We start from the raw sequence: 13271 nt of genomic DNA, 5'->3' as shown, positions 1-13271 counted from the left end.
ACAGCCGATGGTCTCATAGGCGATTGATGTCCGCGCACTCAAGGATAGGCCTGGGCGCGCCCCCGCGGACGACCTTCAGCATCGCCTTGCCGATGGTCTCCGTCGAGGTCACGTAGCCCGGCAACAAGCTTTGCAGCGGGGCGAGCAGCGGGCGCAAGGCCTTGTAGAAGACACGATACAGCGTCGTGCGCGACTCGATGCCATGCAGCGGGCGGACGATGAGCGGGCGGAAGACATAGACGCCCTTGAACGGCATTCGCAGCAGCGCGTTCTCCGCCCGTCCCTTGACGCGCGCCCACATGATGCGGCCCTGCTCGCTGCTGTCGGCGCCGGCAGCGGAGGTGTGAACGAAGACCATGCCGGGGCTGAGCCGCGACAGCGCGCGCGCGGCGGCGACAGGTATCTCGTAGGTGATGCGGCTGTAATCGGCCTCGCTCATGCCCGACGAGGCGATACCGAGGCAGAACAGGCAGGCATCGAAGCCTGACAGTTCGCTCTCGACCGCGCCGTAGTCGAGCAGATCGTCATGGATGATCTCGCGCAGCTTGGCATGGCTCTGCCCCGTAGCGCGCCGGCCGATCGTGACGACAGCGTCCACGCCGGGGTCGAGCAGGCATTCGCGCAGGGCTGCCTGCCCGATCATGCCGGTCGCGCCGAAGATCAGCACCCTCACGGCGCGGACGCCTCCGCCTGCGAAATCGCTTCGGTCTCGAAGCGAACTCCGGTGAGGCGCTCGGCGTCCTGCCAGAGTCTGGCCGCGATGGCGGGATCATCGGCCTCGCCGGTCGCCTTCGCGAGGGCAGGCGCACCGCGTATTTCGTAGAAGCCGTCGGGTCCGTAATAACCGCCCTTGACGACACCCGGGGCGGTCGCCGCATAGAGCGTCGGCAGAGCACCATCCCTGGCCGATTGGCCCAGGAGCGGCAGCAGCGCCTCGACCACGCGTGCGCCGCGCGCCATGATGCCCGTCGTCGAGGCCGGCCCGTTCCCGATGAGTTCCGTCGCTGCCCAGCCTGGATGCGCGGCGAGGCTGGTCAGCCCCCAGCCATGGCTGTCGCTGCGCCGCTGCAACTCCAGAGCGAAGATCAGCATGGCGAGCTTGGACTGGCTGTAGGCCTTCCACGGCTTGTAGAGCCGCTCACCCCCGAGATCGTCGAAGTCGATGAAGCCGCGGCGATGGGCGAGGCTGCTGAGTTGCACCGTCCTTGCCGCCGGGCTTCGCTGCAGCATCGGCAGCAGATGCGCCGTCAGTGCGAAAGCCCCGAGAAAGTTGGTGCCGAACTGCATCTCAAAACCGTCGCGCGTGGTCTTGCGCTCAGGCAGCGCCATGACGCCAGCGTTGTTCACGAGGATATCGAGCCTCTCATGGCCCGCCATGAACCCCTCTGCGAAAGCGCGGATCGAGGCGAGGTCGGCGAGATCGACCGTCGCAAACGTGATCCGCGCAGCGGGCAGGACGGCCGCGATGAGAGATGCCGCTGCGTGCCCCTTGGCGGGATTGCGTCCGGCCAGCACGACCTGCGCGCCCGCTCTTGCCAGCTCCAGGGCCGTCTCGTAGGCGAGCCCGCCCGTCCCGGTGACGATCGCGATCCGGCCTGCCTGGGACGGGATGTCGGCCGTCGTCCAGCGCGGTCTCACTCCGCAGACTCGGCTGCCTTGGCTTCCCAGCCCAGCAGCTTGCCGGGGTTCATCAGTCCTTGCGGGTCCGCCAGCCGCTTGAACTCCGGCTGCGGCGCGTCGATCTGCTTCCATCCGGCATTGTTGAGCACCCAGCTATGCGGGTTCGAGGCCTGGATGCCGGCAGCTTCCGCCTCGCGCATGATCTCGTGCAGGCGCTCGGGGGTCGAATAGCGCACCAGCGGCAGGCTCGAATGATAGACCTTGCCCTGCCGGCGCTGGAACTCGATGTGGAACAGCACCTCGTCGCCGAAATGCTTCTCGGCCCAGGCCAGGAGTTCCAGATTTCGATCGGGCGGGAAGCGCAGCTGGAGATAGGTGATCTCTGGATCGACCTTCAGGGCGTGCAGCGTGGTGTGGTTCCAGGTGTATTCGTAGAGCGGCCCGGGCGCGCCCTTTTCGCGGTGCTCGCCGAAGGCGGCGGCGCGGGCCGCATCCGCGCCGCGCGAGAAGGTGACGGTGCCCCCCATGCCTGCGATCAGCCGGTCGAGTTCGTCGGCTTGCGGCTCCGAGACCATCAGGATCGCAAAAGCCTTGTTATCGCCGAGATAGGGGCCGAGCCGGCGCAGATAGGGCGCGATGCGCGGATCGTGGACGCTGACGAGCTTCTTGGCGATGCCGTCGCATTCGGTGAAGGCCTGGCCGAAGGCGGCGGCCTGCGTCAGCGTGTCGAAGAGCGCGATCTTCTCGGCCCAGGCATGGGCCGGCGCCAGCGGCACCTCGACCTCCGTGATGATGCCGTTGACGCCATAGGCGTGCATCACCTTGAGGATCTCGCGGCCGCGCAGCTCGATCAGCTTCGGCTCGGACTCGACCGTCATGACCTCGACCGCGATCACTGCGCCGAGATTGTCGATCTGGCCCCAGGTACAGGAACCGGCGCCGGCCGCACCACCCGCCACGAATCCACCCAGCGTCGCCTGCGCGCGGGTCGAGGGATGCATGCGTAGTTCCTGCCCGAGCGGGGCCAGTGCCTTGTCGATGTCGAGCATGTTGGCGCCGGATTCGAAACGGCCTGCACCGAGCACGGTCGAGACCACGCGATTGAGCCGCGTCATATTCAGCACCACGCCGCCTTCGAGCGGCACCGCCTGCCCGTAATTGCCGGTGCCGCCGCCGCGCACGGTGAGCTTCACGCCATGCCGCGCGCAGGCGGATGCGACACGGCGCACCTCCGCCTTGTCGCGCGGCAGGATGATCAGTTCGGCATGCTTGTTCTCGAGGTCGGGCTTGAGCACCGGCGAAAACCAGAAGAAGTCCCGGCTGTGCATCCGCAGGCTCGGCGCATCGTCATAGATCGTCAGGTTGGACAGTTCGGCGCGGAGCGCGGCGAGGGCAGGGTTGGTCATCTCGGGTCACCGGTCATGAAACTTGGCCGTCACCTTACCCGGCCAGGCCGCCGATGGAAGCGCATCGCGACGAATGCTGGGCACAGTGACTTGCCTAACTCATGCGCAACTGCGCGTTCTCTGTGCGAAAGCTGCCGATCGGACATTCCCAGTATCGCCCACTCCATGGCATATAAGTTGCTCATCGGCGATTGATTGCGGCGCTTGCCGAGCCTGTTCAGGAGTCTCCAGCATGATGATGAAGTACCGCTTGAGCCGCCGCGCCGCGCTGGGACTGATCGGCGGATCGGCCGCTGCCGCGCTGGTTCCGGTCCCAGGAGCGCGGGTCAATGCGCAGACCCTGGACAAGGTCAGCTATCTCACCAATTGGCGCGCCCAGGCCGAGCATGGCGGCTTCTATCTCGCCGCCGCCAACGGCATCTACAAGAAGTACGGCATCGACGCCGACATCCGCATGGGCGGGCCGCAGCAAAACCCGTCGCAGCTCCTGCTCGGCGGCCGCGTCGACATGATCATGTCGAACTCCTTCGAGGCGATCCGCTATGCGCAGGAGGGCATCCCCTTCCTCTGCATCGCGTCGATCTTCCAGAAGGACCCGCAGGTCATCATCTCGCATCCCGGCCAGGGCAACGACTCGTTGGCGGCCCTGAAGGGCAAGCCGATCCTCGTCGGTGCCGCGGGCCGCAACAGCTACTGGCCTTTCCTGAGGGCGAAGTTCGGTTTCACCGACGAGCAGATCCGCCCCTACACCTTCAACATGGCGCCGTTCCTCGCCGACAAGACCATCTCCCAGCAGGGGTTCATCTCGTCGGAACCCTTCGCGATCCAGAAGCAGGGCGGGGTGACGCCGGTCGTGCATCTCATCGCCGATGCCGGCTTCGAGAACTACAACACCACGATCAACATCTCGAAGAAGATGGTCGACGAGAAGAAGGACCTGGTCCAGCGCTTCGTCACCGCAACGCTCGAGGGCTGGGCGGAATACCTGAAGGGCGGACCTGCGGTCGCGGCGGCCAACGCCCAGATCCTGAAGGATAACCCCGACATGGATCAGGAGAAGATCGACTACGCCACCAAGGTCATGATCTCGAACGGCATCGTGCTCTCCGGCGATGCGCTGACGATGGGCATCGGCGCCATGACGGACGCGCGCTGGGCCAACTTCTACAAGACGATGACGGAGGCCGGCGTGTTTCCCGCTGGCGTCGACATCAAGAAGGCCTATAGCCTCGAATTCATCAACAAGGGCGTCGGCAAGGCTTGAGTTTTCGCGTGTAAACGCAGCCGCGTCGTCACCCCGGAGAAGCCGCGCAGCGGCGTGGATCCGGGAGCCATCGGAGCTCGACGAGCTCTACGATGGATCCCGGCGCTCCGGCCAGGATAACGGCGCGGGTGTTGGTCTCGCCGAGCAAGAATGGATCATCAGGCTTTGGACACAGCCTATCTGAGCACACCCCTGACCCGGCGTCCCGACGGCACCAAGCCGCTTGTCTCGATCCGCCATGTCTCGAAGCAGTTCGCCAACGGCACGCTCGCCGTACGAGACGTGAACCTCGATCTCGGCGCTGGCCAGTTCATCAGCCTGCTCGGCCCGTCGGGCTGCGGCAAGTCGACCCTGCTGCGCATGGTGGCGGGGCTCGGCGCTCCCTCCACCGGCACGATCGACTGGCCGACCACGGGTCATGACGCGTCCGGCACGCCCGAGCGCGACCTCGGTTTCGTCTTCCAGGACCCGACCCTGATGCCCTGGGCCAACGCCCTGAGCAACGTGATGATGCCGCTCGTGCTGAAGCATGTACCCAGGCGCGAAGCCGAGGGCCGGGCTGTCGAGATGCTCGCCCTGGTCGGGCTAAAAGGGTTCGAGAAGTCCTATCCGCGCGAACTCTCCGGCGGCATGAAGATGCGGGTCTCGATTGCCCGCGCGCTGGTGATGAAGCCGAAAATCCTGCTCATGGACGAGCCCTTTGCGGCGCTCGACGAGATCACCCGCCACCGCCTCAACGACGATCTGCTCGAACTCTGGTGGCGCGAGAAATTCACCGCGGTCTTCGTCACGCACTCGGTGTTCGAGTCCGTGTACCTGTCGAAGCGCATCGTCGTGATGGCGGCACGGCCCGGCCGTGTCATGGCCGACCTCGATGTCGACGCGCCCTATCCGCGCGACGAACTGTTCCGGACCTCGAGCGACTATGCTCATCTCTGCCGCGTCGTTTCGGCCAAGCTCAAGGAAGCGATCGGCTCATGAGCGCGCCCACCATCGAAGTCGCCCATGACGGCACTGACGCAGAAGCCCGGCCGATCTTCGCCACCGAACCGCGCGTCCTGGGACTGCCGGCCAGCACGTGGCCGCGCATCCTGGCGCCGATCGTCATCGGCGTCCTGGCGCTGGGCGCCTGGGAAGCGCTCGTCCGCTGGAACAACATCCCGCCCTACATCCTGCCGGGGCCGTTGCTGATCGGCCAGACCCTCGTCGCCGATTGGGGCACGCTGTCGGGCTCGCTTCTGATCACGCTGCGCATCACATTCATGGCGCTGGCGGCGGCGGTCATCGTCGGCGTGACGCTGGCGGTGCTGTTCACCCAGTCGAAATGGCTGGAAATGTCGCTTCTGCCCTATGCCGTGATCCTGCAGGTGACGCCGATCGTGGCGATCGCGCCGCTGATCATCATCTGGGCGGGCGACATCAACCTGTCGCTGCTGATCTGCGCCTGGATCGTCGCCTTCTTCCCGATCCTGTCCAACACGATCTTGGGGCTGAACTCGGCCGACCATAACCTGGTCAACCTGTTTCAGCTCTATGGCGCCACGCGCTGGCAGACGATGCGCTATCTCAAGCTGCCCGCCGCGCTGCCCTATTTCCTCGCCGGGCTGAAGATCTCGGGCGGGCTTGCGCTGATCGGCGCAGTCGTCGCCGAATTCGTCGCCGGTACGGGTGGCACGGCCTCGGGCCTCGCCTACCGCATCCTGGAAGCAGGCTACCAGCTCAAGATCCCGCGCGTCTTTGCCGCCCTGATCATGATCTCGCTGTCAGGCATCGCGATCTTCCTGGTCACGAGCTGGATTTCCCATGTTCTGCTGCGGCGCTGGCATGAAAGCGCGCTGAAGCGGGAGAACTGACGCCGCCGTCATTGCGAGCGCAGCGAAGCAGTCCAGGCTCGTCGGGCTTTGCCTCCGCTGGATTGCTTCATCGCTGCGCTCATCGCAATGAGGAGAGGTCTTCCCGATAGGATTGAGCCGACCATGAGTGCGATATCCGAGACAAGCGCGAAGGCCTCGATGCCGTCCCGCTACGACATCGCCGCGCTGAAGGCCGATCTCGCCGGCGTGCCGGTGATCGATGAGCCGCAGGTCGTTCGCAAGCGCTCGCGCGACTTCTTCTGGTATTCGCCGATCCTCAATACCGAACTGGCCGGCAAGTCCGCCGACATCATCGTCAGTCCTCGCGACGAGGCGGAGGTCGTGTGGGTCGCGGCTGCATGCGCGAAGCGCAGGATCCCACTCACCGTCCGCGCTGCCGGCACCGGCAATTATGGCCAGGCGGTCCCGCTGGAAGGCGGTGTACTGCTCGACATCACGGCTCTGACCGGCATCGAATGGCTGAGGACCGGCGCGGTCCGCGTCGGTGCGGGCTCGCGCATCCTCGACATTGACATTGCGACGCGTGCCTCGGGCTTCGAGCTGCGCATGCACCCCTCGACCAAGCGCTCTGCAACGATCGGCGGCTTCGTTGCCGGCGGCTCGGGCGGCGTCGGCTCGGTGACCTATGGCGGGCTGCGCGAACCCGGCAACATTCTCGCGGCGCGGGTCGTCACGGTCGAAGAGACGCCCCGCATACTGGAACTGCGCGACGATGCCGCCCAGAAGGTCAATCGCGCCTACGGCACGACGGGCATCATCACCGCGCTGGAAATGCCGCTGGCGCCGGCCTGGCCCTGGATCGACGTCATCGTGGCCTTCGACGACTATATGGAGGCGTTCAAGGCCGGCTATGACGTCGCGCTGGCCGATGGCGTCGTGAAGAAGCTGGTCACGTCGATCTCGGCTCCGATCCCGTCCTATTTCGGGGCGCTGAAGCAACATTGCCCTGAAGGCAAGAGCATCCTGATATGCATGATCGCGGAAGCCTCGCTGGGCCCGTTCAAGGCGATCATCGGCGATCGCGGCACGGTGACCTATGAGGCGCCCGCGGAGGAGGGGCCGGGCACGGTGCCGCTCTACGAATACACCTGGAACCACACCACGCTGCAGTGGCTCAAGAGCGATCGCTCGATCACCTATCTCCAGTGCCTGTTTCCGCATGACCGGCTCGTGGCGAGTGCTGCCGAGATTATCGAGCGCTTCCCCGACGAGGTGCTGGCGCATCACGAATTCATCCGCTTCGGCGGGCGCATGACGGCCAGCGCCCTGCCGATCCTGCGCTACACCACGCCGGAGCGCCTGAACGAGATCATCGCCCTGCACGAAGAGGCCGGCGTGATGATCGCCAACCCGCATGTGGTGTCGCTGGAGGCGGGCAGCCGGCACAAGCGCGCCGATGCCGACCAACTCGGCTTCAAGCGCCAGGTCGACCCCTACGGTCTGATGAACCCCGGCAAGATGGCGAGCTTTACGGTCGCCGGTCAGGCGAAATAGGCGAGCTTGGCTTCGGGCGTCAGCGCGTCGAGGGCGCGCAGTTCCGCTTCCGACGTTGCGGCCGCCAGCACATGCGGCGCCTGCAGGGGATCGCTTGGCGCGCCGATCTCCTCGAACACGATGTCGTCGTTGAGCAGCGTGCTCGGATGCTGCTTCAGTTCCGGCATCGGGCGCGCCGAGACCGGGCGCGGCTCGATCAGCACCGATTTCGGAGCTTCGTCGATATCGACGATCTCGATGTCCTCATAGGCGCCCAGCGGCGCGGCATCGCGCATGGCAAAACCGCGGGGTACGCCGGCGCTGGTGCTGGGCTCCTGCGCGGTCTCGCAGAACGCCCGCAGGCTGCTGTCGAGCATGGCAATGGTGTCGGCGATCTTGCCGATCTGCTGCGCGGTGCTCTCGATTACAGCAGTTGCGGCATGGATCTCGGTCGAGCGCCGGTCCAGCACATCGCAGGCGGCTTCATCGGCCCCGGCCTCGCGCAGGCCCCAGGCGGCTTCCTGCATGCCTTCATTGGCGGCCACGAGCGCTCCCGCCGCGCCTTCGATGCGGGCCGCCAGTCCCGACGAGGGCTCGCCACTGCGTCCGCTGATGCGTTCGAGGTCGAGCCGGAGATCGGCGATCAGGGCTGCAGCTTCGTGCAAGTTGGCATCGGGGCTGGGGCGGTCCTGGCTGCCGCCGACCACCCGTTCGATACGGCCGATCGCGGTCAGCAACTGCGCCGTGTCGGACTGCCGGTTGCGCTTGGCGAATTCGGCCATGAACCAGCGTCCGCGCGCCGTTTCCGTAACGGCGTTCGCGATGGCCTCGTAGTCGCTCTCGCTCAGCGCCGTCAGCGAACGTGCTTCGCTCATGACCCAACCTGCTCGTGAAAGACTGCCCGAATCGGCATTCGTCAGTCGTGATGAACCACTGCAAACCGTGAGCCGGCACTGCTTAAGGAAGTGCTTCAAGCGCGTCGAAGAGCGCGCTTTTGCGTGTCTTTTTCCGGCAATGTGAGGGCGCCGTGCAACAATGGTCGAATATCTCTGGCGCTGGCGCCTCTGGGCGGCCGTGAATGCCTCCGTTTGCTTGCAAAGGGCTGTTGCGACGGCGATACAGGCAGCAGGGGTGGAACGGGAACGATCGGACGGACGCCGCAGACGGGCCGTTGACGCGGCGCCGTAGGGCAGGGACAGCACATCGACCATGGCGAGCCTTGATACCGCCGAACCTCAGGCCGTATTCCGTGACGATGCCGGCACTCTGTCGGTCGCGCTTGCGGGCTCGTGGAGCGCCGACCGGGCGCCGCGCGTCGAGGCACTTGTGTCCGAAATCGCCGGGCGCATCGCCAAGGGCCTGCCTGCGAGGCTCGATCTCTCCGCCGTCACACGCCTCGATACGCTCGGCGCCTATGTTCTCAACCGGCTGAAAGCACAGCAGGAAGAGGCAGGCCACGCGGTCGAGATCATCAGCAAGCGCCCCGAACATGCGGTGCTGCTGGCAGAGATCACGCTCAACGACGAGAGCACGCAGGGCCATGCCGGCCATTTCGGCGTCGTCAGCGTGCTGGTCAACATCGGCGTGTCCGTGGTGCGCTTCGGCCGCGACATGGTCGCCGGCGCGATGTTCCTGGGCGAGGTTGTGGTCGGCTCCATCAGCGTCGTGCTGGGGCCACGCAAGTTCCGCGGACCCTCGCTCGTCAACCAGATCGAGTTGATCGCCTTCAACGGCGCGCCGATCATCATGCTGATCTCGTTCCTGGTCGGCTGCATTGTCGCGCAGCAGGGCATTTTCCAACTTCAGCAATTCGGCGCGACCGCCTTCGTGGTCAATCTGACCGGCATCCTGATCCTGCGGGAACTTTCAGTCCTGCTCACCTCGATCATGATCGCGGGGCGCTCCGGCTCGGCCTTCACTGCCGAGATCGGCTCGATGAAGATGCGCGAAGAGATCGATGCGTTGCGCGTGATGGGGCTCGATCCCATCGAGGTGCTGGTGGTGCCGCGCATCCTGGCGCTAATCATCTCGCTGCCGATCCTGACCTTCCTCTCGACCTTGTCGGGCCTGACCGGGGCGGCGCTCGTGGCCTGGCTCTATGGCGGCATCGGCGTGGACACGTTCCTGGCCCGCCTTCAGTCGGTGATCACCTGGAAGCATTTCGCCGTCGGTCTCATCAAGGCCCCTTTTATGGCCTTCGTGATCGGTTTGATCGCGTCGATCGAGGGTTTGGCGGTAAAAGGCTCGGCTGAGTCGCTTGGCCGGCAGGTCACGGCGTCGGTGGTGAAGGCAATCTTCATGGTCATCGTCGTCGACGGCCTCTTCGCCATGTTTTTTGCATCCATCGCATTTTGAGGATCGTACCGGCCCGATGACCGAAGCAGCGACAGAGCTCCGCACCGATGCGCGCCAGGACGGCGCCGCATCCGGCCGCGATGCTGCTTCCGCCCCTGCGGATGCGGTGATCCGCGTGCGCGACCTCAAGGTCCAGTTCGGCGACAAGGTGATCATGGACGGACTCGACCTCGACGTGATGCGCGGCGAGATCCTGGGCTTCGTCGGCGGCTCGGGGCAGGGCAAGTCGGTCCTGACGCGCACGATCCTCGGCCTGGTCCGCAAATCGCGCGGGACCATCGAGGTGCTGGGCGAGGATGTCGACACGCTCGATGCCGTCCGGCGGCGTGCGCTGGAGAGGCGCTTCGGGGTGATGTTCCAGCACGGGGCGCTGTTCTCGGCATTGACCGTGAAGCAGAACATCCAGGTGCCGATGCGCGAATACCTCAAGCTCTCGCCGGGCCTGCTCGAGGACATGGCGATGGTGAAGCTCGATCTGGTCGGGCTGGCGCGCGATGCCGCCGACAAATCGCCCTCGGAACTGTCCGGCGGAATGATCAAGCGCGCGGCGCTGGCGCGCGCGCTGGCGCTGGACCCCGAGATCGTCTTCCTCGACGAGCCGACCTCGGGCCTCGATCCGATCGGCGCCGCCGAGTTCGACGAACTGATCATGACGTTGAAGCAGACGCTGGGGCTCACCGTCTTCATGGTGACCCATGATCTCGACAGCCTCTATTCGGCCTGCGATCGGATCGCGGCGCTGGCCGACAAGCGGGTGATCGCGGTCGGCCCGCTTGCCACAATGCTGGCCTCGGACCATCCGTGGCTCAAATCTTACTTCGGTGGCGAGCGGGCGCGAGCACGGCAGCCGGCGCATATGCAAGGATGAAGCGCTAGACCATGGAATCGCGGGCAAACTATGCGCTTGTAGGGTTGTTCACGCTTGCGGTTCTCGCGGCGCTGTTCGGCTTCGTCTATTGGTTCAACAGCGGTGGCGCCGGCCGCCGCGTCGATGTGCGCGTCATCTTCAGCGGCACGGTGACCGGCCTCGGACGCGGGTCGAGCGTGCTGTTCAACGGCCTGCGCGTCGGCGAGGTCACCCGCATCGAATTGCAGCCCGACGACCCACGCCAGATCTATGCGGTGATCCAGGTCGACAGCTCGACGCCGCTACGCGTCGATACGCGCGCTCGCATCGAGGCGCAGGGGTTGGCCGGCGTGGTCGCTGTCCAGCTCCTCGGCGGCGATCCCAACTCCGCCCCGCTCCAGGCTCAGCCCGGCCAGTCGATGCCGGTCATCATCGCCGAGCGTTCGGAACTGCAGGACATCATCGAGACCGTGCGCACCATCGCCAAGCGCGCCGACGAGGTGCTCGGCGGCATCGAGGGACTGGTCAAGGACAATGCCGGGTCGATCAGCAACACGGTCCGCAATGTAGAGAAGTTCTCGGCTGCGCTCGGCGACAACTCCGATGGCGTCGACAAGCTGATGAAGTCGTTCGGCACGATTGCCGAGACGATCGCGCCCCTGGCGCAGAAGCTCGGCGTCCTCAGCGATGAACTGACCGAGATCGTGCGCTCGGTCGACGACAAGAAGGTGATCGCGATCGTCGAGAATGTCGACAAGTTCACTGCGGCGCTTGGAAGCTCCAGCGGGGATGTCGGCAAGGCCGTGAAGGATGTCGCCTCGATCACCGACAAGCTCAACCGTGCGGCCGATCAGGTCGAGGGCGTGCTCAAGAGCGCGCAGGCTTTCCTGAACACTGCCGCCGGACAGGATGGCCGCAGCGCCTTCACCGAGGTGGGGGACGCCGCCAAGTCGATCCGCGTGCTTGCCGACAACCTCGACAAGCGCACCGCCGAGATCACCCGCGGCATCGCCGGCTTTACCGGGCCGGGCCTGCGCCAGATCGAGTCGCTCGCCAGCGACGGCAAGAAGACGCTGTCGGATCTGAACCGGACGATCCGCAGCATCGAACGCAACCCGCAGCAATTCATCTTTGGCGGCAAACCGTCATTGCCCCAGTACAATGGATCACGCTAGCCTCATGCCGATGATCTCCCGCCCAACGCCGCCTCGTCTCCATTCCCTCAGCGCCATCGCCCTGCTCTTCGCCGGTTCGATGCTTCTTGCGGGCTGCGGCGGAGGGGCGACGCCGACCACTTATGATCTCTCCGCGCCGGGGCCGCGCGATGTCGGGCGCGTCGCCGGCAGCCGTGCCGCGCTCGTCGTGGCCGAGCCGACGACGGTGCAGACGCTGGATTCCGACCGTATCATCGTCAAGGATTCCGCGGGCGCGCTGTCGTTCGCAGGCGGAGCCCAATGGGCCGATCGCGTGCCCAAGCTCGTCCAGGCGCGGTTGATCCAGACGTTCGAGAATGGCGGCCGGCTCACCTCGGTGTCGCGGCCGGGCGAGCGCATTGTTCCGGATATGCAGCTGAATACCGATATCCGCAGCTTCAACATCGATACGGCGAGCGGCACGGCCGTCGTCGAGATTTCGGCCAAGCTTGTCGGGGATCGTACCGGCCAGATCCAGCGCGCGCGCCTGTTTTCCGCTCGCGTGCCAGCCACCGCCGGCGATGGCGGAGCCGCGGCGCAGGCCCTGAACAAGGCACTGTCGCAGGTGCTGGTCGAGATCGTGCGCTGGGTGCGCTGACAGGCCGCGCGAAGGCGATGCCTCGCTAGAGATGCAGCGCCAGGATGTCGGCCAGGCGCGCCTGCTTGTCCCACAACGCGGCGTGCCATCCCCGAGCCCGCGCTGCGTCGATGTTCTCCTGCGTGTCGTCGATCAGAAGAAGTTCCTGCGGCTGAAGCCCGTCCGTTGCTCGATGCACGCAAAGAATCGCGCATCGGGCTTCGCCACGCCGAGATCAGCCGCATAGTGCATAGCCGTGAAATGGCGCTTGAAGCCCAGCACGTGCCAGAGGTAACGCGCCCGCGCGTGATCCTGCACCGTGGCGAGATGTAGTTCCGGGCCGGCTGATTGCAGTGCGACCAGCGCATCCAGCAGATCATGGTTCACATGGGCATCGTGTTCGAACCAGTAGTCGACCAGCCTTTCGGAGCTGACACCGGTGCCGATCTCCGCCAGGGCCGCATCCAGCGTCGGATGGAGATCCGCGCGCCCCACGACGATATCGTGCCAGTGCTTGGCGAAGAACGCATTCTGGAGCGTCTCTTTTGAGATGCCGAGGTCGCGTTCGAGATTGCTCGACCAGCCGCCGGGGTCGGGGTGCAAGATCAGCACGCCGTCGACATCGAGCATGAGAGCCTTGAGCCGCATCGCCGAACGCTATC

Annotated in this window: 13 protein-coding genes; 8 read left to right on the top strand and 5 right to left on the bottom strand. The window is 65.6% G+C overall.

The window, feature by feature from the left end; translation table 11 throughout:
* Positions 1-13: 13 nt before the first annotated feature.
* The 3 genes from AC1D2L_RS04460 to AC1D2L_RS04450 are packed head-to-tail and all read right to left on the bottom strand — an operon-like array spanning position 14 to position 3026.
* Positions 14-673 carry an NAD-dependent epimerase/dehydratase family protein gene (locus AC1D2L_RS04460; RefSeq protein WP_476844596.1) on the bottom strand — a complete coding sequence of 220 codons (660 nt, stop codon included), beginning with the start codon at positions 671-673 and terminating at the stop codon, positions 14-16.
* Positions 670-1638 (bottom strand): oxidoreductase, encoded by a 969-nt coding sequence (locus tag AC1D2L_RS04455; protein WP_476844595.1) that lies wholly within the window; start codon positions 1636-1638, stop codon positions 670-672. The genes AC1D2L_RS04460 and AC1D2L_RS04455 overlap by 4 nt, the downstream gene beginning before the upstream one ends.
* The gene (locus tag AC1D2L_RS04450) at positions 1635-3026 is read right to left on the bottom strand and encodes an FAD-binding oxidoreductase (RefSeq protein WP_476844594.1); all 1392 of its coding nucleotides are present in this window, start codon (positions 3024-3026) and stop codon (positions 1635-1637) included. Before AC1D2L_RS04450 ends, AC1D2L_RS04455 begins: the two co-directional genes overlap by 4 nt.
* A 232-nt stretch (positions 3027-3258) precedes the next feature.
* Here AC1D2L_RS04450 and AC1D2L_RS04445 point away from each other — a divergent pair, with 232 nt between their 5' ends.
* The 4 genes from AC1D2L_RS04445 (at position 3259) to AC1D2L_RS04430 (ending at position 7658) form a co-directional block, all read left to right on the top strand.
* A complete protein-coding gene (locus AC1D2L_RS04445) occupies positions 3259-4290 on the top strand; it encodes an ABC transporter substrate-binding protein (protein WP_476844593.1) in 1032 nt (343 codons plus the stop codon).
* A 165-nt stretch (positions 4291-4455) separates the two neighbouring features.
* The gene (locus tag AC1D2L_RS04440; protein WP_476844592.1) at positions 4456-5271 is read left to right on the top strand and encodes an ABC transporter ATP-binding protein; all 816 of its coding nucleotides are present in this window, start codon (positions 4456-4458) and stop codon (positions 5269-5271) included.
* The gene (locus tag AC1D2L_RS04435; protein ID WP_476844591.1) at positions 5268-6143 is read left to right on the top strand and encodes an ABC transporter permease; all 876 of its coding nucleotides are present in this window, start codon (positions 5268-5270) and stop codon (positions 6141-6143) included. Before AC1D2L_RS04440 ends, AC1D2L_RS04435 begins: the two co-directional genes overlap by 4 nt.
* Before the next feature lie 123 nt (positions 6144-6266).
* Positions 6267-7658, top strand: a complete 1392-nt coding sequence (locus AC1D2L_RS04430) for an FAD-binding oxidoreductase (RefSeq protein WP_476844590.1) — start codon at positions 6267-6269, stop codon at positions 7656-7658.
* On the opposite strand, the gene AC1D2L_RS04425 is transcribed toward AC1D2L_RS04430, so the two are convergent.
* Positions 7646-8512, bottom strand: coding sequence for a hypothetical protein (locus AC1D2L_RS04425; RefSeq protein WP_476844589.1), 867 nt, complete (start codon positions 8510-8512; stop codon positions 7646-7648). The two genes, AC1D2L_RS04430 and AC1D2L_RS04425, sit on opposite strands and share 13 nt — an antisense overlap.
* Before the next feature lie 334 nt (positions 8513-8846).
* On the opposite strand from AC1D2L_RS04425, the gene AC1D2L_RS04420 reads away from it, so the two are divergent.
* From AC1D2L_RS04420 to AC1D2L_RS04405, 4 genes are read left to right on the top strand one after another with little or no spacing between them, the layout of a single operon-like run.
* The gene (locus AC1D2L_RS04420) at positions 8847-9992 is read left to right on the top strand and encodes an ABC transporter permease (protein ID WP_476844588.1); all 1146 of its coding nucleotides are present in this window, start codon (positions 8847-8849) and stop codon (positions 9990-9992) included.
* A gap of 16 nt (positions 9993-10008) precedes the next feature.
* A complete protein-coding gene (locus tag AC1D2L_RS04415; protein ID WP_476844587.1) occupies positions 10009-10860 on the top strand; it encodes an ABC transporter ATP-binding protein in 852 nt (283 codons plus the stop codon).
* A gap of 11 nt (positions 10861-10871) precedes the next feature.
* The gene (locus AC1D2L_RS04410) at positions 10872-12014 is read left to right on the top strand and encodes an MlaD family protein (protein ID WP_476844586.1); all 1143 of its coding nucleotides are present in this window, start codon (positions 10872-10874) and stop codon (positions 12012-12014) included.
* A 4-nt stretch (positions 12015-12018) separates the two neighbouring features.
* The gene (locus AC1D2L_RS04405; protein WP_476844585.1) at positions 12019-12630 is read left to right on the top strand and encodes an ABC-type transport auxiliary lipoprotein family protein; all 612 of its coding nucleotides are present in this window, start codon (positions 12019-12021) and stop codon (positions 12628-12630) included.
* A 132-nt stretch (positions 12631-12762) separates the two neighbouring features.
* Here the strand turns inward: AC1D2L_RS04405 and AC1D2L_RS04400 are convergent, their stop codons facing one another.
* Entirely contained in the window at positions 12763-13239 is a 477-nt protein-coding gene (locus AC1D2L_RS04400; protein WP_476844584.1) for an HAD family hydrolase, read from the bottom strand.
* Positions 13240-13271 lie beyond the last annotated feature (32 nt).

The sequence above is a fragment of the Allobosea sp. P1_B10 genome (assembly GCF_056406735.1).
The sequence above is the reverse complement of the archived record's forward strand: the minus strand, read 5'-3'. Positions and strand labels throughout refer to the sequence as shown.

Coding starts and splice junctions, on each gene's coding strand:
- AC1D2L_RS04450 (WP_476844594.1), bottom strand. CDS start 3,026: ATGACCAACCCTGCCCTCGCCGCGCTCCGCGCCGAACTGTCCAACCTG.
- AC1D2L_RS04445 (WP_476844593.1), top strand. CDS start 3,259: ATGATGATGAAGTACCGCTTGAGCCGCCGCGCCGCGCTGGGACTGATC.
- AC1D2L_RS04435 (WP_476844591.1), top strand. CDS start 5,268: ATGAGCGCGCCCACCATCGAAGTCGCCCATGACGGCACTGACGCAGAA.
- AC1D2L_RS04430 (WP_476844590.1), top strand. CDS start 6,267: ATGAGTGCGATATCCGAGACAAGCGCGAAGGCCTCGATGCCGTCCCGC.
- AC1D2L_RS04425 (WP_476844589.1), bottom strand. CDS start 8,512: ATGAGCGAAGCACGTTCGCTGACGGCGCTGAGCGAGAGCGACTACGAG.
- AC1D2L_RS04420 (WP_476844588.1), top strand. CDS start 8,847: ATGGCGAGCCTTGATACCGCCGAACCTCAGGCCGTATTCCGTGACGAT.
- AC1D2L_RS04415 (WP_476844587.1), top strand. CDS start 10,009: ATGACCGAAGCAGCGACAGAGCTCCGCACCGATGCGCGCCAGGACGGC.
- AC1D2L_RS04410 (WP_476844586.1), top strand. CDS start 10,872: ATGGAATCGCGGGCAAACTATGCGCTTGTAGGGTTGTTCACGCTTGCG.
- AC1D2L_RS04405 (WP_476844585.1), top strand. CDS start 12,019: ATGCCGATGATCTCCCGCCCAACGCCGCCTCGTCTCCATTCCCTCAGC.
- AC1D2L_RS04400 (WP_476844584.1), bottom strand. CDS start 13,239: ATGCTCGATGTCGACGGCGTGCTGATCTTGCACCCCGACCCCGGCGGC.